At 60.2% G+C, this 19,282-nt stretch carries 17 protein-coding genes and 5 tRNA genes; 7 read left to right on the top strand and 15 right to left on the bottom strand.

Going from position 1 to position 19,282, the window contains the following annotated elements:
• Positions 1–9 precede the first annotated feature (9 nt).
• The 10 genes from KJY40_RS10850 to gltX all read right to left on the bottom strand — a co-directional run bounded on the left by KJY40_RS10850 (position 10) and on the right by gltX (position 5,865).
• Complete coding sequence (locus KJY40_RS10850; protein WP_063429319.1) at positions 10–456, bottom strand: Hsp20 family protein; 447 nt, start codon at positions 454–456, stop codon at positions 10–12.
• Between the two features lie 120 nt (positions 457–576).
• A complete protein-coding gene (locus KJY40_RS10845; RefSeq protein ID WP_230736697.1) occupies positions 577–1,536 on the bottom strand; it encodes a tRNA dihydrouridine synthase in 960 nt (319 codons plus the stop codon).
• A gap of 35 nt (positions 1,537–1,571) precedes the next feature.
• A complete protein-coding gene (locus KJY40_RS10840; RefSeq protein WP_127797473.1) occupies positions 1,572–2,033 on the bottom strand; it encodes an acyl-CoA thioesterase in 462 nt (153 codons plus the stop codon).
• A 47-nt stretch (positions 2,034–2,080) separates the two neighbouring features.
• Complete coding sequence (locus KJY40_RS10835; RefSeq protein WP_230736695.1) at positions 2,081–2,914, bottom strand: alpha/beta fold hydrolase; 834 nt, start codon at positions 2,912–2,914, stop codon at positions 2,081–2,083.
• A gap of 30 nt (positions 2,915–2,944) precedes the next feature.
• On the bottom strand, positions 2,945–3,484 hold the full coding sequence (locus KJY40_RS10830; RefSeq protein ID WP_011333341.1) for a TetR/AcrR family transcriptional regulator: 540 nt from the start codon (positions 3,482–3,484) through the stop codon (positions 2,945–2,947).
• Between the two features lie 183 nt (positions 3,485–3,667).
• Positions 3,668–3,743, bottom strand: a tRNA-Glu gene (locus tag KJY40_RS10825).
• A gap of 78 nt (positions 3,744–3,821) precedes the next feature.
• A tRNA-Ala gene (locus KJY40_RS10820) sits at positions 3,822–3,897 on the bottom strand.
• Positions 3,898–3,950: 53 nt separating this feature from the next.
• Positions 3,951–4,026: transfer RNA gene (locus tag KJY40_RS10815), tRNA-Glu, on the bottom strand.
• A 79-nt stretch (positions 4,027–4,105) separates the two neighbouring features.
• Positions 4,106–4,181 (bottom strand) — tRNA-Ala (locus KJY40_RS10810).
• A 202-nt stretch (positions 4,182–4,383) separates the two neighbouring features.
• Complete coding sequence (gene gltX / locus KJY40_RS10805) at positions 4,384–5,865, bottom strand: glutamate--tRNA ligase (protein ID WP_007956429.1); 1,482 nt, start codon at positions 5,863–5,865, stop codon at positions 4,384–4,386.
• Between the two features lie 230 nt (positions 5,866–6,095).
• On the opposite strand from gltX, the gene KJY40_RS10800 reads away from it, so the two are divergent.
• On the top strand, positions 6,096–7,145 hold the full coding sequence (locus tag KJY40_RS10800; protein WP_230736694.1) for an HlyD family secretion protein: 1,050 nt from the start codon (positions 6,096–6,098) through the stop codon (positions 7,143–7,145).
• Entirely contained in the window at positions 7,135–8,685 is a 1,551-nt protein-coding gene (locus KJY40_RS10795; RefSeq protein ID WP_230736692.1) for an MDR family MFS transporter, read from the top strand. The genes KJY40_RS10800 and KJY40_RS10795 overlap by 11 nt, the downstream gene beginning before the upstream one ends.
• Positions 8,686–8,745: 60 nt before the next feature.
• Here the strand turns inward: KJY40_RS10795 and uvrB are convergent, their stop codons facing one another.
• Positions 8,746–10,761, bottom strand: coding sequence for an excinuclease ABC subunit UvrB (gene uvrB, locus KJY40_RS10790; RefSeq protein ID WP_230736690.1), 2,016 nt, complete (start codon positions 10,759–10,761; stop codon positions 8,746–8,748).
• A gap of 335 nt (positions 10,762–11,096) precedes the next feature.
• Between uvrB and KJY40_RS10785 the strand changes: the two genes are divergently transcribed.
• From KJY40_RS10785 to KJY40_RS10775, 3 genes are all read left to right on the top strand, one after another.
• Positions 11,097–12,293: an amino acid aminotransferase gene (locus tag KJY40_RS10785; RefSeq protein WP_230736688.1), complete on the top strand. Its 1,197-nt coding sequence runs from the start codon at positions 11,097–11,099 to the stop codon at positions 12,291–12,293.
• A 113-nt stretch (positions 12,294–12,406) separates the two neighbouring features.
• Positions 12,407–12,607 carry a hypothetical protein gene (locus KJY40_RS10780; protein ID WP_065257405.1) on the top strand — a complete coding sequence of 67 codons (201 nt, stop codon included), beginning with the start codon at positions 12,407–12,409 and terminating at the stop codon, positions 12,605–12,607.
• Between the two features lie 69 nt (positions 12,608–12,676).
• Positions 12,677–12,752 (top strand) — tRNA-Asn (locus KJY40_RS10775).
• Positions 12,753–12,875: 123 nt separating this feature from the next.
• Here the strand turns inward: KJY40_RS10775 and KJY40_RS10770 are convergent.
• The gene (locus tag KJY40_RS10770; protein WP_085700168.1) at positions 12,876–14,396 is read right to left on the bottom strand and encodes a nucleobase:cation symporter-2 family protein; all 1,521 of its coding nucleotides are present in this window, start codon (positions 14,394–14,396) and stop codon (positions 12,876–12,878) included.
• 348 nt (positions 14,397–14,744) lie between these two features.
• Between KJY40_RS10770 and KJY40_RS10765 the strand changes: the two genes are divergently transcribed.
• Entirely contained in the window at positions 14,745–15,062 is a 318-nt protein-coding gene (locus KJY40_RS10765) for a BrnA antitoxin family protein (RefSeq protein ID WP_230736686.1), read from the top strand.
• 3 nt (positions 15,063–15,065) lie between these two features.
• Here the strand turns inward: KJY40_RS10765 and KJY40_RS10760 are convergent, their stop codons facing one another.
• On the bottom strand, positions 15,066–15,893 hold the full coding sequence (locus KJY40_RS10760; protein ID WP_230736683.1) for an arylamine N-acetyltransferase family protein: 828 nt from the start codon (positions 15,891–15,893) through the stop codon (positions 15,066–15,068).
• A gap of 197 nt (positions 15,894–16,090) precedes the next feature.
• On the opposite strand from KJY40_RS10760, the gene KJY40_RS10755 reads away from it, so the two are divergent.
• Positions 16,091–16,678, top strand: a complete 588-nt coding sequence (locus KJY40_RS10755; RefSeq protein WP_230736681.1) for a GNAT family N-acetyltransferase — start codon at positions 16,091–16,093, stop codon at positions 16,676–16,678.
• A gap of 4 nt (positions 16,679–16,682) precedes the next feature.
• On the opposite strand, the gene KJY40_RS10750 is transcribed toward KJY40_RS10755, so the two are convergent.
• Together KJY40_RS10750 and KJY40_RS10745 are read right to left on the bottom strand one after the other, a co-directional pair.
• Positions 16,683–18,125, bottom strand: a complete 1,443-nt coding sequence (locus tag KJY40_RS10750; protein ID WP_230736679.1) for a mechanosensitive ion channel domain-containing protein — start codon at positions 18,123–18,125, stop codon at positions 16,683–16,685.
• Between the two features lie 138 nt (positions 18,126–18,263).
• On the bottom strand, positions 18,264–19,130 hold the full coding sequence (locus KJY40_RS10745) for a pirin family protein (protein WP_230736677.1): 867 nt from the start codon (positions 19,128–19,130) through the stop codon (positions 18,264–18,266).
• Positions 19,131–19,282: the final 152 nt, after the last annotated feature.

The raw sequence follows: 19,282 nt of genomic DNA, 5'->3' as shown, positions 1-19,282 counted from the left end.
GCAAGTGAATCAGTGTTGCAGCGCCGGCTTCTGCGCCCCGTTGATCGGGATGCGCTTGGCTTTCGCCTCTTCCGGAATCACGCGCAACAGGTCGATGCTCAACAGACCGTTGCTCAAGCCGGCGGCCTTGATCTCGATGTGATCGGCCAGGCGGAAGGACAGCTTGAATGCACGCTGGGCAATGCCCTGGTGCAGGAACGTGACGCCTTCATTGGCATCACGCTTGCCGCCACTGATGGTCAGCACGCCTTTTTCGACTTGCAGTTCCAGGTCTTCTTCCTGGAAACCGGCCGCCGCCACGACGATGCGGTATTGATCGTCACCGTGTTTTTCCACGTTGTAAGGCGGATAGGTGCTACCTGGCTCGTTGCGCAGGGCGGTTTCGAACAGGTCGTTGAAACGGTCGAAACCTACCGAGGAACGGAACAGTGGTGCGAGAGAAAATGCAGTACTCATGATTCAAATCTCCTGAAAACAATCAGCAAGTTTTTTTGTCTCCGCGACCCGAATTCGGCATCGCGTAACCCTTAGATAGGGACCTGCGTTTTGTTTTCAAGAGATCGTTTGAAGATTTTTTCAGGCGGCTTCGGCGACCGGCAAACCCAGCAAACGCGAGACCTGATCCGGCTCGGTCTCCCGGCGCAGCACGGTAAACAGCTCGACGGCTTCGGGATAATTGCGGGTCAGCATGGCCAGCCATTGCTTCAAACGGCCCGGCGATTGGCGTGGCGTCATCTGCGCTTTGGCTTGCAACCAGAAGTCCTGGATCAGTGGCATCAGTTCGGCCCAGGTCATCTTGACGACTTCCTCGCCAGCACGGGCGGCGGCGATCTGTTTGGCCAGATCAGGACGCGATACAAGACCGCGACCGAGCATGATGTCTTCCACGCCGCTGATTTCCCGGCAGCGGCGCCAGTCTTCGACGCTCCAGATGTCACCGTTGGCGAATACCGGCACCTTGACCACATCCTGCACGCGCGGAATCCACTCCCAATGCGCCGGTGGCTTGTAGCCATCCATCTTGGTCCGGGCGTGAACCACGATGTGCTCGGCGCCGCCTTCGGCCAACGCCGTGGCACACACCAACGAGCCGTCCGGGCTGTCGAAACCCAGACGCATCTTGGCGGTAACCGGAATGTGCGCGGGTACGGCGCGACGCACATGCTCGACGATCTGGTTGAGCAATTCCGGTTCCTTGAGCAGCACCGCGCCGCCACGGGACTTGTTGACGGTCTTGGCCGGGCAGCCGAAGTTCAGGTCGATCACTTCAGAGCCGAGCTCGCAGGCCAACGCCGCGTTTTCCGCCAGGCACACCGGATCGGAACCCAGCAACTGCACGCGCAGAGGCACGCCGGAAGCGGTGCGCGCACCGTTGAGCAGTTCAGGACCGAACTTGTGGAAATAGGCCGGAGTCAGCAACTGATCGTTGACCCGGATGAACTCGGTCACGCACCAGTCAATACCGCCGACACGGGTCAGGACATCGCGCAGGATGTCGTCGACCAACCCTTCCATCGGCGCCAGAGCAATTTGCATGGGAAACACACACTCAAGGAAAAACGTGCGGCAGTTTACTGGGTTTCGCGGGTTAAACCCATGTCCGCCGTCTGGATGGCCGGGCCGTAGCCTTCGATGAATTCGGCGGGCATTCGCTTGGGCTTGCCGGTGGACAGCTCGATGCAGACGAAGGTGGTCTGGGCGCGCAGCAGCGTGGCGTTGTCGCTGGGGCGAATCAGCTGGAAGTGACGAGTCATTTTCAGGCGCTGATCCCAATCGACGATCCAGGTCGCCAGTTGCAGCTCGTCGCCTTCGTAGGCGGCGGCCAGGTAATCGATTTCGTGTCGCACAACAGCCATCGCCCGATCCAGACGCCGGTACTCGACCAGATCCAGACCCAGGCGCTGCGAGTGGCGCCAGGCGCAGCGCTCGAGCCAGGTCACGTAGACCGCGTTGTTCGCGTGACCCAGCCCGTCGATGTCCTCGGCGCCCACTTGCAGATCAATGGTAAACGGCGTTGCCCGATCCCAGCCCATGCCCTACTCCCGGTCAAATGATTCAACCGGGGCAGTGTAACGGATGGCTACGCCGATTGCCGCGCCTGAAGGCTGCGCCCGGCCAGCAGTGATAACACGCCATCAATTACCCGAGGGTCGGCCAGTACGCGCTGATGGCCGCCGGCTTCCAGGCGCAGCAAGCGACTGTCGAACCAGGATTCGTGGATCAGCTGGGATTCCTTGACCGAGACGAAGTTGTCGTCTTCGGCATGCACGATCAGGCCTGGCATATCCAGTTGATAGTGGGCGACATCGAGGGTGGCGGCGCGCATCCCGACGTCCTGCTCGACCTGGCGAATGAACGCAGAACGAGCTCTGGGCGGCATGCCGACGTAACGGGCAAAACCGCGCAACACCCCGAGAATCCGCGCTGGAGCGGCGATGCTCACCAGAGTTTCGGTGCGCAAACCCAATTGCACTGCGAGCATGGCGCTGGCACCGCCCATGGAATGGCCGATGACCGCTTGCAGCGGCGGCAATTCGGCAGCGGCTTCGAGCATCGCACGAGCGAACAACACCACATTGGCTTCGCGCCCTGGCGAGCGGCCGTGGGCGGGGCCATCCAGCGCGACAACGGTGTAGCCTGCTTCCACCAGCGCCGTGATCAACGCGGCAAACTGGGTGGGCCGCCCTTCCCAGCCGTGCATCAGCAAAACCGTCGGGCCTTGCCCCCACCGCAGGGCCGAAAGGCCGAAGCGCAAGGTGATACGCTCGGATTTTGCCAGCAGCGGCAATTCCCAGTCCCGCGGTGTATTCGCGCGCGGCGTCATGAACGCCAGCCGCATTTTGCTCGCTACCAGTTTCGGTGCGAACCAGCCCAAGGTGCCATTAACGCCGCGAACCCACTTCAACGTGCTCATCGCTCTCTCCCCGGGCTTGTAGCCTTCAGGTCAACGCACCGCCGACTTGGCGGCGCGCAGCAATCGATCGGATAAATCCCCAGGCCCCAACGCCCTCGCGAGCGCCAGACCACCCACCATCAAGGCCACGTCGGCCAACGCTTTATCGGTGTCTTCCGGCGTTGCGGCCAACTGCGCAATCATCAATTCCAGGTGTTCGTTCAACGCGATCCGGAACGCTTCTGGCAAGCGGCCCAACTCGCCGATGGAGGCCGGAATCGGACAGGCCGAATCGCTGGAATCGCGATGCTTGCGCGACAAGTAGAACGCAGCCACCAGTGCGCGGCGCTCTTCACCGGTCAGCTCACTGTCCATGTCAGCAATCAGGTCACGTCGGCGACCGAGCAATTGCTTGAACGCCTCAAGCATCATTGCGTCCTTGCTTTCGAAGTGTGCGTAGAAGCCACCGACGGTCAGGCCGGCTGCCCCCATCACTTCACCCACGCTCGGTTCAGCCGGGCCGCGTTGGATCAGTGCAGCACTGGCGGCCTTGAGAATGCGTTCGCGGGTTTGAGCTTTCTTGTCGTTCATCGTCGCCTCCGAATATTACGATAGCAATATTATTCTCATAATAATATTCCGCAAGTCACAAGCGTGACCGCTGGTCTGAAGCACAGTGTTAAGGAAAAAGAGGATTTGGCCAAACGCCAGACAAACAAAAGGGCCATTCAATAATTGAATGACCCTTATAAAATCCCGCAGAGCGGGTAATCGTGGCGTCCCCTAGGGGACTCGAACCCCTGTTACCGCCGTGAAAGGGCGGTGTCCTAGGCCACTAGACGAAGGGGACACAAACCTTCTATACAACTGATCAGCGCTGAGTACTGATCGATTCAAGGCCGGTGTGGCCAGACCTTGAACTGTAAATTGGTGGAGCTAAGCGGGATCGAACCGCTGACCTCCTGCATGCCATGCAGGCGCTCTCCCAGCTGAGCTATAGCCCCGGATTTTTCGCCTCTCGGCGGAGCGACATCTTGCAACATCGCTTCTGTAAAACTGGCGTCCCCTAGGGGACTCGAACCCCTGTTACCGCCGTGAAAGGGCGGTGTCCTAGGCCACTAGACGAAGGGGACGCAAACCCTTCTATACAACTGATCAACGCTGAGTGTTGATCGCTTCGAAGCCGGTGTGGCCAGGCTTCGAAGTGTAAATTGGTGGAGCTAGACGGGATCGAACCGTCGACCTCTTGCATGCCATGCAAGCGCTCTCCCAGCTGAGCTATAGCCCCTCATCGTTGATGTCATCGCTGAGGACGGGGCGAATCTTAAGGGCGTATCGAAAGGCTGTCAAACTTATTTTTGAAAAAATTCAAAATTTTTTGTCGGCATTACAATCACTTACCGCCCTCCCCCCGTAAATTCGGGGGAAAACACCGAAGGACAGGATCAAAAGATCCTGACCTTCGGCGCGTCCTGCAGAGTCAAACGCAATCAGGCGATAGCGCCCAACAGCTTTTCCCACTCTTTGTTTTCTTTCTTCGACACACCGCCCAGCAGGTCAATCGCCTGACGCAGACGGAAACGGGTCAGGTCCGGGCCGAGGATTTCCATCGCATCGAGCACCGACACCGAGCTCGCCTGCCCTGTGATTGCAGCAAACATCAGCGGCATCGCATCACGCAGTTTCAGCTCGAGGGATTCGACCACCGCCTGAATCGTCGCGGTGATGCTGTCTTTCTCCCACTGGCGCAGGCTTTCCAGCTTCCACAGGATCAACTGCATCAGTTGACGGACCTGATCGCCCGAGAGCTTTTTCGATTCGAACAGCTTGGCATCCGGGTTCACGCCACCGGCGAAGAAGAACCCGGCCAGCGGTGCAACCTGGCTGAAGGTTTCGACGCGACCCTGAACGTGCGGCGCGATCTTCATCATGTATTCGGAATTGAACGCCCACTTCTGAACGCGAGCGGCGAACTCTTCCACCGGCAGATCACGCAGCCACTGGCCGTTGAGCCACGACAGTTTCTCGATGTCGAAAATCGGGCCGCCGAGGGACACACGCTTGAGGTCGAAGTTGTCGACCATTTCCTGCAGCGAGAACTTCTCGCGCTCATCCGGCATCGACCAGCCCATGCGACCGAGGTAGTTGAGCATCGCCTCAGGCATGAAACCCATGCGCTCGTAGAACGTCACCGAAGTCGGGTTCTTGCGCTTGGACAGCTTGCTCTTGTCCGGGTTGCGCAGCAGCGGCATGTAGCACAGCTCCGGTTGTTCCCAGCCGAAGTATTCGTAAAGCAGGATCAGTTTCGGCGCCGATGGCAGCCATTCTTCGCCACGCAGCACGTGGGTGATGCCCATCAGGTGGTCGTCGACCACGTTGGCCAGGAAGTATGTCGGCAGGCCGTCGGTCTTCATCAGCACTTGCATGTCCATGCGATCCCACGGGATCTCGACATCGCCACGCAGCATGTCCGGCACCACGCAGACGCCTTCACTCGGCACCTTCATGCGGATCACGTGCGGCTCGCCGGCAGCGAGGCGACGGGCGACTTCTTCCTTGGACAGCAGCAGCGCACGGCCGTCGTAGCGCGGGGTTTCGCCGCGAGCCATTTGCTCGGCGCGCATCTGGTCCAGCTCTTCAGCGGTGCAGAAGCACGGGAAGGCGTGGCCCATGTCGACCAGTTGCTGGCAGTACTTCTGGTAGATGTCGCCGCGCTCGCTCTGACGGTATGGGCCGTGCGGGCCGCCGACGTCCGGGCCTTCGCTCCAGTCGATACCCAGCCAGCGCAGGGCGTCGAAAATCTGCTGTTCGGACTCGCGGGTCGAACGCAACTGATCGGTGTCTTCGATCCGCAGGATGAACTCACCGCCGTGCTGCTTGGCAAAGCAGTAGTTGAACAGTGCGATGTAAGCGGTACCTACGTGGGGATCCCCGGTAGGCGATGGCGCGATGCGAGTGCGGACGGTGGTCATGGCATGTCTCGAAAAGAATGAAAAGCAAAGAACGATCAAGCGGCGAATGGTAACAGGCGACACCCGCCCCGCTCCAGCGGGCAGGGCATTTAAGCCAAGGTTGCGTCTGGAACGCCCGTTGGCCGTGGTGAATGGCCGAATATCAACAGACGGCATTTACCGTTCATCGGCTGTATGCCAGATTCGCCTGCTGATAACTTTCCTTACAATTCCTCGACTACAGTTTGCCCATGCCTGCCCAACTCAAGCGTCGCCTGTTCATTTTCCTGCTGCTGGTCCTGTTGATTGCCGGGGGCTTTTTCGCCCATTGGTTTATCAAGGGACGCTTTTATGAAAGCACCGACAACGCCTATGTCCAGGGTGAAATCACCCGCGTATCGAGCCAGTTGAGCGCACGCATCGACGAAGTCCTGGTGCAGGACAACCAGCACGTGGAAAAAGGTCAGTTGCTGATACGTCTCGAAGGCGATGACTTCCGCCTCGCCGTCGATCGCGCCAACGCCGCCCTCGCCACCCGCGAGGCCGAACGCCTGCAAGCCCAGAGCAAACTGACCCAGCAAGCCAGCCTGATCGCCGCCAGCGACGCGCAAGTGGCCACCACTCAGGCGACGCTCGGCCGCTCGCAGGTGGATCTGTCGCGAGCAGAAACCCTGCGTAAACCCGGCTACGTCTCCGAGGAACGTGTCACCACCCTCTCCGCCGATGCCCACATCGCCCGCTCGCAAGTGGCCAAGGCCCAGGCCGACGCCCAGAGCCAGCGCCAGCAGGTCAACGCGCTGACCGCCGAAATCAAACGGCTCGACGCGCAGATCGCCAACGCCCGCGCCGACCTCGCCCAGGCCGAACTGAACCTGACCCGCAGCGAAATCCACGCGCCGATCAGCGGCCTGATCGGCCAGCGCGCCGCGCGCAATGGGCAAGTGGTACAGGCCGGCGCCTATCTGTTGTCGATCGTTCCGGACGAAGACATCTGGGTGCAGGCCAACTTCAAGGAAACCCAGATCGGCCACATGCAGCCGGGCCAGAAGGCCGAGCTACTCTTCGACGCCTATGGCGACACACCGATCGAAGCCCGGGTCGACAGCCTGTTCGCAGCCTCCGGCGCGCAGTTCAGCCTGTTGCCGCCGGACAACGCCACCGGCAACTTCACCAAGGTCGTGCAGCGGATTCCGGTCAAGCTGACCTTCAAGGCCGATAATCCGCTGCACGGCAAGATTCGTCCGGGCATGTCCGTCACCGCCACCGTGAACATCAAAGACGCCCCTGACAATGGCCGGTGATTCACTGATCCGCCCGGTCGGCGAACCGACCCGGCGGGACTGGATTGCGGTAATGAGCGTGATGCTCGGTGCCTTCATGGCGGTGCTCGACATCCAGATCACCAACTCTTCGCTCAAGGACATTCAGGGCGCCCTGTCGGCGACGCTGGAAGAAGGCTCGTGGATTTCGACGTCTTATCTGGTGGCGGAAATCATCATGATCCCGTTGACCGCCTGGCTGGTGCAGTTGCTGTCGGCCCGACGGCTGGCGGTGTGGGTGTCGCTGGGTTTTCTCATTTCATCGTTGCTGTGCTCAATGGCCTGGAGCCTGGAGAGCATGATCGTGTTTCGCGCCATGCAGGGCTTCACGGGCGGCGCGCTGATCCCGCTGGCGTTCACCCTGACCCTGATCAAACTCCCGGAACACCACCGCGCCAAAGGCATGGCGATGTTTGCCATGACCGCCACCTTCGCCCCGTCCATCGGCCCGACCCTTGGCGGCTGGCTCACGGAAAATTGGGGCTGGGAGTACATCTTCTATATCAACATCCCGCCGGGGCTGATCATGATCGCCGGGCTGATGTACGGTCTGGAGAAGAAAGAAGCGCACTGGGAGCTGCTGAAAAACACCGATTACACCGGCATTCTCACGCTGGGCGTCGGCCTCGGTTGCCTGCAGGTTTTTCTTGAGGAAGGCCATCGCAAGGACTGGCTGGAATCGAGCCTGATCGTGACGCTGGGCAGCATCGCCCTGCTGAGTTTGATCACCTTCGTGATCGTGCAGATTTCCAAGCCCAACCCGCTGATCAACCTCGGCATCCTGCGTAACCGCAATTTTGGACTGTCGAGTATTTCCAGTCTCGGCATGGGCGTCGGGCTGTACGGTTCGATCTATCTGCTGCCGCTGTACCTGGCGCAGATCCAGAATTACAACGCCCTGCAGATCGGCGAAGTGATCATGTGGATGGGCGTGCCGCAGCTGTTTCTGATTCCGCTGGTGCCGAAGCTGATGAAATTCGTCTCGCCGAAATGGCTGTGCACAATCGGCTTCGGCCTGTTCGGACTGGCGAGTTTTTCATCCGGCGTACTCAACCCGGACTTCGCCGGGCCGCAGTTCAATCAGATCCAGATCATCCGTGCGCTGGGCCAGCCGCTGATCATGGTGACCATTTCTCTGATCGCCACGGCGTACATCCTGCCGCAGGACGCGGGTTCGGCGTCGAGTCTGTTCAACATTTTGCGCAACCTCGGCGGCGCCATAGGCATCGCCCTGCTCGCAACGCTGCTGGACGCGCGCACCAAGACCTACTTCGATTACCTGCGCGAAGCGGTGGTGCCGACCAACCCGCAGGTGGCCGAACGCTTGGCGTCGATGACCGATCGGTTCGGCAGTGACACGGCGGCGTTGGGCAAGTTAAGCGAGATCGTGCATCAGCAGGCGCTGATCATGGCCTACAACGATGCGTTTCATTTTGTCGGGATTGCGCTGGGGATCAGCATGCTGGCGATTTTGCTGACCAGGAAATTGCCCGCCGGACTGAAGGCCGGCGAGGCACATTAACCTTGAGCGGACGCAGAGCGTCCAGGGCTGCATTCCCACGCAGAGCGTGGGAACGATCAGTCAGACGGCCAACAGACGCTCACGCAGCTTGGCGATTTCGTCGCGCATCTGCGCTGCCGCTTCGAATTCCAGGTCGCGGGCCAACTGGTACATCTTCTCTTCCAGTTGGCGGATGCGCTTGGTGATCTCGCTCGGCGAGCGCAGTTCGGCTTCGTACTTGGCGTTCTCTTCGGCAGCCTTGGCCATGCCCTTGCGCTTCTTGCTGCGCGAACCTGGCACGGTGGCGCCTTCCATGATGTCGGCGACGTCCTTGAACACGCCCTTCGGCGTGATGCCGTTGGCCAGGTTGAAGGCGATCTGCTTGTCGCGACGGCGCTCGGTCTCGCCAATCGCCCGCTCCATCGAACCGGTGATCCGGTCCGCGTAGAGAATCGCCCGGCCATTGAGGTTACGCGCCGCCCGGCCGATGGTCTGGATCAGCGAACGCTCGGAACGCAGGAAACCTTCCTTGTCCGCGTCGAGAATCGCCACCAGCGATACTTCCGGCATGTCCAGACCTTCACGCAGCAGGTTGATCCCCACCAGCACATCGAACGTGCCCAAACGCAGGTCGCGGATGATTTCGACCCGCTCGACGGTGTCGATGTCCGAGTGCAGATAACGCACGCGCACGCCGTGATCGGCCAGGTAATCGGTCAAGTCTTCGGCCATGCGCTTGGTCAGCGTGGTGACCAGCACCCGCTCTTCCACCGCCACACGCTTGGTGATTTCCGACAACAGATCGTCGACCTGGGTCAGCGCCGGACGCACTTCAACCTGCGGGTCGACCAGACCGGTCGGGCGCACCACTTGCTCGATCACCCGTCCTGCGTGCTCCGCTTCGTAGTTGCCGGGCGTGGCCGAGACGAAAATCGTCTGTGGGCTCACCCCTTCCCACTCGTCAAAGCGCATCGGTCGGTTGTCCAGTGCCGATGGCAAGCGGAAGCCGTATTCCACCAGGGTTTCCTTGCGCGAACGGTCGCCCTTATACATCGCGCCGACTTGCGGCACGCTGACGTGGGATTCGTCGATCACCAGCAAGGCGTCCGCCGGCAGGTAATCGTAAAGCGTCGGTGGCGCCGCACCAGCCGGGCGACCCGACAGGTAGCGCGAGTAGTTTTCAATGCCGTTGCAGTAGCCCAGTTCGAGGATCATCTCCAGGTCGAACCGGGTGCGCTGCTCCAGGCGCTGGGCTTCCACAAGTTTATTGTTGTTGCGCAGGTATTCCAGGCGCTCCTGCAACTCGACCTTGATCCCCTCGATGGCGTCGAGCAGGGTTTCCCGGGGCGTCACATAGTGGCTTTTCGGATAGAAGGTGAAGCGCGGCAGCTTGCGGATGACTTCGCCGGTCAGCGGGTCGAACGCGGAAATGCTCTCCACTTCGTCATCGAACAACTCGATGCGGATCGCTTCAAGGTCCGATTCCGCCGGGTAAATGTCGATCACATCGCCGCGCACACGGAAGGTCGCACGGGCGAAATCCATGTCGTTGCGGGTGTATTGCAGGTCGGCCAGGCGCCGCACCAGCGCACGTTGATCGAGCTTGTCGCCGCGATCGACGTGCAAGACCATTTTCAAATAGGTTTCCGGGCTGCCCAGACCGTAGATGCACGACACCGTGGTGACAATGATCGCGTCCTTGCGCTCGAGCAGCGCCTTGGTCGCCGACAGACGCATCTGCTCAATGTGGTCGTTGATCGACGCATCCTTCTCGATAAAGGTGTCGGACGACGGCACATAGGCTTCAGGCTGGTAGTAGTCGTAGTAGGAAACGAAGTACTCGACGGCGTTGTTCGGGAAGAACGACTTGAACTCGCCGTACAACTGCGCGGCCAGGGTCTTGTTCGGCGCCAGCACCAACGTCGGACGCTGCACCTGGGCGATCACGTTGGCGATGCTGAAGGTCTTGCCCGACCCGGTCACCCCGAGCAGCGTCAGGTGCGCCAGCCCGGCTTCGATGCCTTCGACCATCTGGCGAATGGCTTCGGGTTGATCGCCGGCGGGGTCGAAACGGGTGACGAGCTGGAATTCAGACATAAACACCTCTGGAATCGCGCCGCTGCGGGCAAACCGCAGCACCACGAGAAAGACCGCAAACGACCGATGTCGCGCAAGGAAAAACGAAGATTGTGCTGAATGTGGAGCCGATTGCCTCGCCTTTCAAGGCAAACGTCCTACATCCGGTAAAGTCTCCGACAGGCCCATTCGACTAACGGTCGAGAAATAATCGGAAAACTTACCTTAAAAGCCGATTCGCCTGTCGCCATTGATCGATGATGGCCTCTATACTAGCTCCCCGTTTGTGCACCGCTCTAGTGCATTCGACTGGAGCGCCACACGTCCCTCCACTCTCCAATAGAGCTGCCGTAAAAATGAGCCTGTTCTCCGCTGTCGAAATGGCACCCCGCGATCCAATCCTGGGCCTCAACGAAGCATTCAACGCCGATACCCGGACCAACAAGGTCAACCTCGGGGTGGGTGTGTACTGCAACGAAGAGGGGCGAATTCCACTCCTGCGCGCCGTCATCGAAGCCGAAACCATTCGCGCCGCTCAGCACGCCTCCCGTGGCTACCTGCCAATCGACGGCATCGCGGCCTACGACCAGGCCGTGCAAAAGCTGCTGTTCGGCAATGATTCGCCATTGCTGGCGGCTGGCCGGGTTGTCACCACTCAGGCCGTCGGCGGGACCGGCGCACTGAAAATCGGTGCCGACTTCCTCAAGCAACTGCTGCCCAATGCCGTGGTGGCGATCAGCGACCCGAGCTGGGAAAACCACCGCGCGCTGTTCGAAACCGCCGGTTTCCCGGTGCAGAACTACCGCTACTACGACGCCGCCACCCACGACGTGAACCGTGCCGGCCTGCTGGAAGACCTCAACGCCTTGCCGAACGGCTCGATCATCGTGCTGCACGCTTGCTGCCACAACCCGACCGGCGTCGACCTGAGCCCGGCGGACTGGAACAACGTGCTGGAAGCGGTCAAGGCCAAAGGTCACGTGCCGTTCCTCGACATGGCTTACCAGGGTTTTGGTGACGGCATCGCCGAAGACGCCGCAGCCGTGCGTCTGTTCGCCGAATCCGGCCTGACCTTCTTCGTGTCGAGCTCGTTCTCCAAGTCGTTCTCGCTGTACGGCGAGCGCGTCGGCGCCCTGTCGATCGTCAGCGAATCGAAAGAAGAAAGCGCCCGCGTACTGTCGCAAGTCAAACGCGTGATCCGCACCAACTACTCCAACCCGCCGACCCACGGTGCAAGCGTCGTCGCCGCCGTGCTGAACAGCCCGGAGCTGCGCGCCCAGTGGGAAGCCGAACTGGCTGAAATGCGCCTGCGCATTCGTGGCATGCGCGACCAGATGGTTGCTCTGCTGGCCAAGAAAGCCCCGCAGCGCGACTTCAGCTTCGTCGGTCGTCAGCGCGGCATGTTCTCCTACTCCGGTCTGACCACCGAACAGGTTCACCGCCTGCGCAACGAGTTCGGCATCTACGCCCTGGACACCGGCCGCATCTGCGTCGCCGCGCTGAACCAGAGCAACATCGAAGCCGTGACGGACGCCATCGTTCAGGTCATCTGATCCGGCGCTGCACTGAAAACGGGAAGCCTTCGGGCTTCCCGTTTTTTATTTGTCTGAAGAAAAACCGCTACACCCTCTAGACTGCACACAGACGATAATTTCAGAGAACCGACATGAAAAACGATGACCTGCGCGCCGACCGCGATGAGCTGGACTACTATCCACCCCGCACCTCGGGCAAACGCGAAAAGAGCCTGGTGCTGCAAGTGGCGGCCGGGGTGTTTCTCGGCGGACTGGCCCTGTGGCTGGTACAACTGGCCGCCACAGCGTTGTACGCAAAACTGCTGATGGGCACCTTTACATTCGGTGGCTGATGGCCGTTCAGCAAAAAAGTTTCGGCAAAGCTTGACTAGTCTTTTTAAATCAGTAACATACGCACCAATTCCGCAATAGCTCAGTTGGTAGAGCAAGTGACTGTTAATCACTGGGTCCCTGGTTCGAGTCCAGGTTGTGGAGCCAAATACAGAGCCCCTGAATCGAAAGATTCAGGGGCTTTTTTGTGGCCACTGAAAAAACGGTGCCATAGAAAAAGGGCCGATCAGTTTCCCGACTGATCGGCCCTTTTTCATTCAACAACAGCGGTCAGACGTGCTCGCTGCTTTTGGCATGTACCTTCGGCGCGCCATGACCGTGATCCGAATCCGGATCGATCACCGGCACTTCGTTGCCGTCGCAGTCATGCAGCTTGCCGTCGCTGAAGTAGTCGCCTTCACGCAGCGCTGCCAGATCGCGATAACGCAGGGTCCGCTCTTCTGCCGCCGCAAACACTGACTGCTGATCCGAGTTACCCGCCGTGAAGTGGTTGAACGCCAGGTTCAGCAGGATCGCCATGATCGCCGACGAACTGATGCCCGAATGGAAAATGGTCGCGAACCAGCTCGGGAAGTGATCGTAGAAGTTCGGCGCGGCAATCGGGATCATGCCGAAGCCAATCGAGGTGGCGACGATGATCAGGTTGACGTTGTTGCGGTAATCGACCTTGGACAGCGTCCGGATGCCGCTCGCCGCCACGGTGCCGAACAGCACGATACCGGCGCCGCCGAGTACCGAGGTCGGCACGGCGGCGATGACCCGGCCCATGAACGGCAGCAGGCCGAGGATCACCAGGAAGATACCGCCGGTCGCCACCACATAGCGGCTCTTGATCCCGGTCACCGCCACCAGCCCGACGTTCTGGGCGAAGGCGCTTTGGGTGAACGAACCGAAGATCGGCGCAAACATGCTCGACAGCATGTCCGCCCGCAGGCCGTTGCCCAGACGCTTGGAGTCGACCTTGGTGCCGATGATTTCACCGACCGCCAGGATGTCCGCCGAGGTTTCCACCAGGGTCACCATGACCACGATGCACATCGACAAAATCGCGGCGAAGTGGAAGGTCGGCATGCCGAAATGGAACGGCGTCGGGAAGCCGAACATCGGGCCCTGGGTGACGTTGGAGAAGTCCGCCATGCCGAGGAACACCGCCAGCACCGTGCCGATCACCATGGCCAACAGGATCGACAGACGGGAAATGGTGGAACTGCCGACCTTGCTCAGCAGCAATACCAGCACCAGCGTGACCGCCGCCAGACCGATGTTCTGCATACTGCCGAAGTCAGGCGCATGGCTGTTGCCGCCCATGGCCCAGCGTGCGGCCACCGGCATCAGCGTCAGGCCGATGGTGGTGATCACGATGCCGGTGACCAGCGGTGGGAAGAACTTGGTGATTCGCGAGAACACCGGCGTGATCAGCAAGCCGATCAGCGACGCCGCAATCACCGCGCCAAGCACCGACTGGAAGCCGCCCTCCCCGCCACTGCTGACAATCGCCACCATGGTGGCAACGCCGGAGAACGACACGCCCTGCACCAGCGGCAACTGACATCCGAAAAACGGTAAACCCAGGGTTTGCAGCAACGTGGCCAGCCCCCCCGCAAACAATGAAGCAGCAATCAACAGACCGATGTCCGCCGGCGAAAGCCCGGCGGCCTGACCGATGATCAGTGGCACCGCGACGATACCGCCATACATGGTCAGAACGTGTTGCAGGCCGTAAGCCATATTCGCGCCGACCCCGAGATTCTCGTCCTCGGGCCGTTGGTGTGAAACATGGGGCGTTTTCATGGTGGGGGAGTTCCCTGGTTTTTGTTATGCGCACACTGTATGCAAGAGTCAGGACAAATGTCCATAGACTTGTATACAACTTATCAGTCACATAATGGTTAGCTAGCCACCCAACCTTCTATCCCGCTGCTTTCATCCCCCACAAATCCGGCAACACATCCTCAATCGAGTGCACGTTTTATCCGCCTGGGCTGAAGTGTTCATGGCGACCGACGGCACAATCGTTTCCTTTTTATGCATACAAAGTATGCATAGCGAAGTTATTCAAGATTCAGTTCGACAAAAGCAAGAATGCTGCCAACGCACTCGAGCACAGCGAGCGATGGCAACTTTGCACAGAGGTGATCGATGAAGGATGAGTACGATTTCAGCCAGGGAAAACGCGGCGCCATCGCGCCGACCAAGGGCAAGACCCGCATCACCATCATGCTCGATGACGCAGTGATCGAAGCCGCGCGCGAGGTCGCTGAAAGCGAGGGCTACGGCTATCAGACGGTAATCAACAACACCCTGCGCCACGCCCTTCTCGATAGCCGTGGTGCAACTGATGAACTCGAACATTCAATCGGGCAATTCAGCGCCACCGACCTCAAGAGCCTTGAGAAAAAACTGTCGGCGGCCGTAAACGAGATCCGGCGGGTGCTGGAGCCGGAGGCAAAACCTTAGGCTTCAAACCGGCTGAATCAAGCGCGCCAGCGCCAGACGTGCACCGGGCTGGTGCGGCAAGCGCAGGCCGAATTCCCGTTCCAGCAATTCGATCAGTTCATCGACATCCGTCACCTCGCGTCGCTCGCTCTCCGCGCCAATGCGATGGATCGCGAAACTGCCGTTGTTCAAGGTGCGCCGCCAGCCGTCGCCAGTGCGCGCAACCATCAGGCGTTGAGCAAATGGCGAGTCCGGGTGGGTCGAGACGTACCAGTTGCCAAGGGTGTAATCGATGTCTTCCTGGCGTTGCAGGTCGAACAGGTACATCGGTCGCCATTCGCCAGCAACTCTGGCCCGCAGCATGTAGCCATCGGCCTGCACTTCGATGCGATACGGTTCGTGTGGCGTGGATTGCTCGGCGTCGGTATCGAACAACAGCGGCGCGGTCGGCACCATGCCACCGAAGCCGACGTCGGTGATGTATCGCACGTCGTCAATCGTCACCAGGCTCAAGCGGTGGGTGCGCGCCGTCCAACTGCCTTCGGGCTGATTCATGACCACTCGCCCGCTGATGCCCCGTGCGTCGAACCCCAGCTCCAGCAACAACGCCAGAAACAGATTATTCAGCTCGTAGCAATAACCGCCACGGGCGCCGTTCAAGACCTTGCGTTCGATGGAGGGCAGGTCGATCAGAACGGGTTCGCCACTGAGCGTCGACAGGTTTTCGAATGGAAAGGCGCCGGTATGGCGCAGTTGCAACAGACGCAGGGTTTCAAGGGTCGGTGCCGGGGGCGCATCGAATCCCAGGCGTTGCAGGTACTGTTTCAGATTCGTCAGGCGTGGCTCGCTCATTGCTCAGTCCTTTTGCATGAAGGCGCGGATCGCTCCGCCGATGGTCGCCATGTATACGGGATCCGGGCATCGGATCGACAATTGATTTCACCAATCGCCCATGAGCCGAACATGAATCCGTGTCGTTGGGCGGTTGCATCGGCTTCCCCGGTTGCGGCGTAATAGACGCTCATCCAGACCGCCAGGAGCCGCCCTTCATGCCAACCACGCTGCAAGGCCAGGGAATCATCCTGCGCCCGCTTCAAGACACCGACGCCGATGCCCTGCTCCACGCTGCTGCCGACGGTGAACTGTGGAATCTCACGGTCACCGTGGTGCCATCGGCCACCACCGTCGACGCTTACCTGAAAAAGGCCCTCGATGGCCGTGAGGCGGGGACGGTCATGCCGTTTGTCATCGTGTTGAAGGAAACCGGCGAAGTGATCGGCTCGACCCGGTTCTGGAAGATCGACCCGCTCAATCGCAAGCTGGAGATCGGCAGCAGCTGGATTTCCGCACGCTTTCAGAAGACCTTCGTCAACACCGAGGCCAAGTACCTGATGTTGCGCCACGCGTTCGAGGTGCTTGATTGCGTGCGTGTGCAGTTCACCACCGACGAGAACAACCAGAAATCACGACACGCGATTCTACGACTCGGCGCGCAGCAGGAAGGCATCGTCCGCCACGAACGCATCATGCCGGACGGCCGCAAGCGCAACTCGGTGCGCTTCAGCATCATTGATGACGAATGGCCGCAGGTGCGCCTGAACCTGGAACGCAAACTGGCGGATTACGGCCTGCGCTGAGGGCTCAGACGCGGTTGCGCAGCCATTGCAGGAAGCCTTTCTTCGGCGCCGCTACCGGCGTTTCCTCCGTCAGGGATTGCGCCTTGTGCAGGCGGAAATCGAGCAGCGCCTTCATCGCATCGTTGATGTCGTGACGGGCATCCAGGCACGGCTTGAGATAAGACTTTTCGATGCGGTACAGCGCGCAGAAGGTCTTGGCGCAGAAGTCGGCCGGCAGTGAGGTGTCGGACAGAATCCCCGCCTCGCCGATCACCTCACCCGGCCCCATCCGTCCGGACTCGAACGGTGTGCCGTGGCGCTTGAGCGTCACCGAGACCACGCCGGACTCGATGATGAACAGGTGATCGCTGACCTCGCCGCCCGCGAGGATCATCTCGCCGGCGCGAAAGGTTTGCAGGGTCATGTTCTGGCTGAAGGTTTCTTTCTCTTCCTGCCGCAACGTGGAGAAAATCGGCGAGCTGTCGAGCAACGCCCGTGGCCGTGAGAGATTGCTCGGCACGCCGGGTTCATCGCTCGACAGCAAGTTGACCCCGGACGCCTGCAGATGTCGGTAAGCCAGGTCGAACAGCTGATTGCGCACCACGCGCTTTTCGCTCATCGAGGCGACGAACCCGCTGATCTCATATTCGGCGCCGGCACTGCTGGAGCTCTTCAGCGCGACACTCGGCGCGGGGCTCTCCAGCAATTGGCGACAACCCTGCATCGCCCGCTCCAGGGCATCGATCACCGAGCTGGGCCGCGCATGGGGGCTGACCTGCACGCTGACGGCCACCCCGAACATATTGCTCGGCCGGCTGAAGTTGATGATCTTGGCCTTGGCCGCCAGCGAGTTGGGAATTACCGCCATGCTGCCCTGACTGGTTTGCAGGCGCGTGGCGCGCCAGTCGATGTCGGTGACCCGGCCTTCGGTGCCGTCGATGGAGATCCAGTCATCCAGTTGATAAGGCTTGGTGGTGTTCAGAACGATCCCGGAAAACACGTCGCTCAAAGTGCTCTGCAACGCCAGACCGACGATGATCGCCAACGCCCCGGACGTCGCCAGCACGCCTTTGACCGGCAGATCCAGCACGTAGGCCAGCGCCGCGATAATGGCGATCAGGAAGATCACCGCGCCCAGCAGATCCTGCAACAGCCGCCCGGTGTGCCCGACCCGCTGCATCATCACCGCGCCGATCAGCACCGTCAGGGTACGCGCGCCGAACAGCCACCAGCCGATCTGCAACCCGGTCGCCGCCAGGTGCAACGGCACATTGTCGGCCCACGGCGCAGGCTCCATCGGGTTGAGCCCTTCGTTGAACAGCAGAATGCTGAACAGGGCAAAAATCAGCACCCGCACCAACAGTTTCCACGCGCTGCCGTGGGAGCTGATCAGACGCCACAGACCCAGATCGATCAGGATCAGGATCAAGGCGCAAAACAACGGATGATCGGTGAGCAGAGACAGCATCAAACAACTCCGACAGGGGCCAGTCGCGAGAAGATCGCACAGATTGGGCTCAGTGTAGGAGTAATTGATTGGCGGGATGAGCGCCACTGCGCGCGCTCAAAAAAAACCGGCAGGCGCACGTGGCGCCTGCCGGGATTTTCAGCCGTGCATCTGGCCGAAGCGGCCGGACTGGAAGTCGGCGAAAGCCTGGTGGATTTCCTGCTCGGTGTTCATCACGAACGGGCCGTGGCCGACGATCGGCTCGTCGATCGGCTCGCCGCTGAGCAGCAGCACCACCGCGTCCGCGCTGGCTTCAAGGGTGATGCGATCGCCACGACGCTCGAACAGCGCCAACTGCCCTTCGCGCATCGACTCCACACCGTTGATCTGTACCGAACCCTTCAACACCACCAACGCCGTGTTGCGGCCTTCGTGCAGATCGAGCGTAAGCAACTTGCCGGTGTTCAGCCGCAGATCCCACACATCGATAGGCGTGAAGGTGCGGGACGGGCCCTTGTGGCCGTCGAACTCACCGGCAATCAGACGCAGGCTGCCGGCGCCGTCCTTGAGCGCGATATTCGGGATATCACTGTCCAGAATGGTCTGGTAACCCGGCGCGGCCATTTTGTCCTTGGCCGGCAGATTCACCCAGAGTTGCACCATTTCCAGATTGCCGCCGGTTTTGGCGAAGTTTTCCGAGTGGAATTCTTCATGCAGGATTCCGGAAGCCGCCGTCATCCACTGCACATCGCCCGGACCGATGGTGCCGCCGCAGCCAGTAGAATCGCGGTGCTGCACTTCGCCTTCATAAACGATGGTCACGGTCTCGAAGCCACGATGCGGATGCTGACCCACGCCACGGCGTTCGCTGGTCGGGGTGAATTGCGCAGGCCCTGCGTGATCCAGCAGCAGGAACGGGCTGATGTGCTTGCCCAAATTGTCATAGGAAAACAGGGTACGCACCGGAAACCCATCGCCGACCCAGTGGCCGCGAGGGCTGGTGTAGATACCGATAAGGTTTTTCATGGTGGACTCCGTCATCAGGTTGATCATGTAACGATCATAAATTCGCCACGTATTTAGTACTAGTCAGCCAAAACCGTCCTCATCGTTCTACTGATGGAACGATAACGATCGCAGTGATTCGTGACTTTCAATCAACAGTACTTTGCCCCGAC

This window comes from Pseudomonas fitomaticsae (assembly GCF_021018765.1).
GTDB lineage: Bacteria > Pseudomonadota > Gammaproteobacteria > Pseudomonadales > Pseudomonadaceae > Aquipseudomonas > Aquipseudomonas fitomaticsae.
This window is presented reverse-complemented; position numbering and strand designations above follow the sequence as displayed.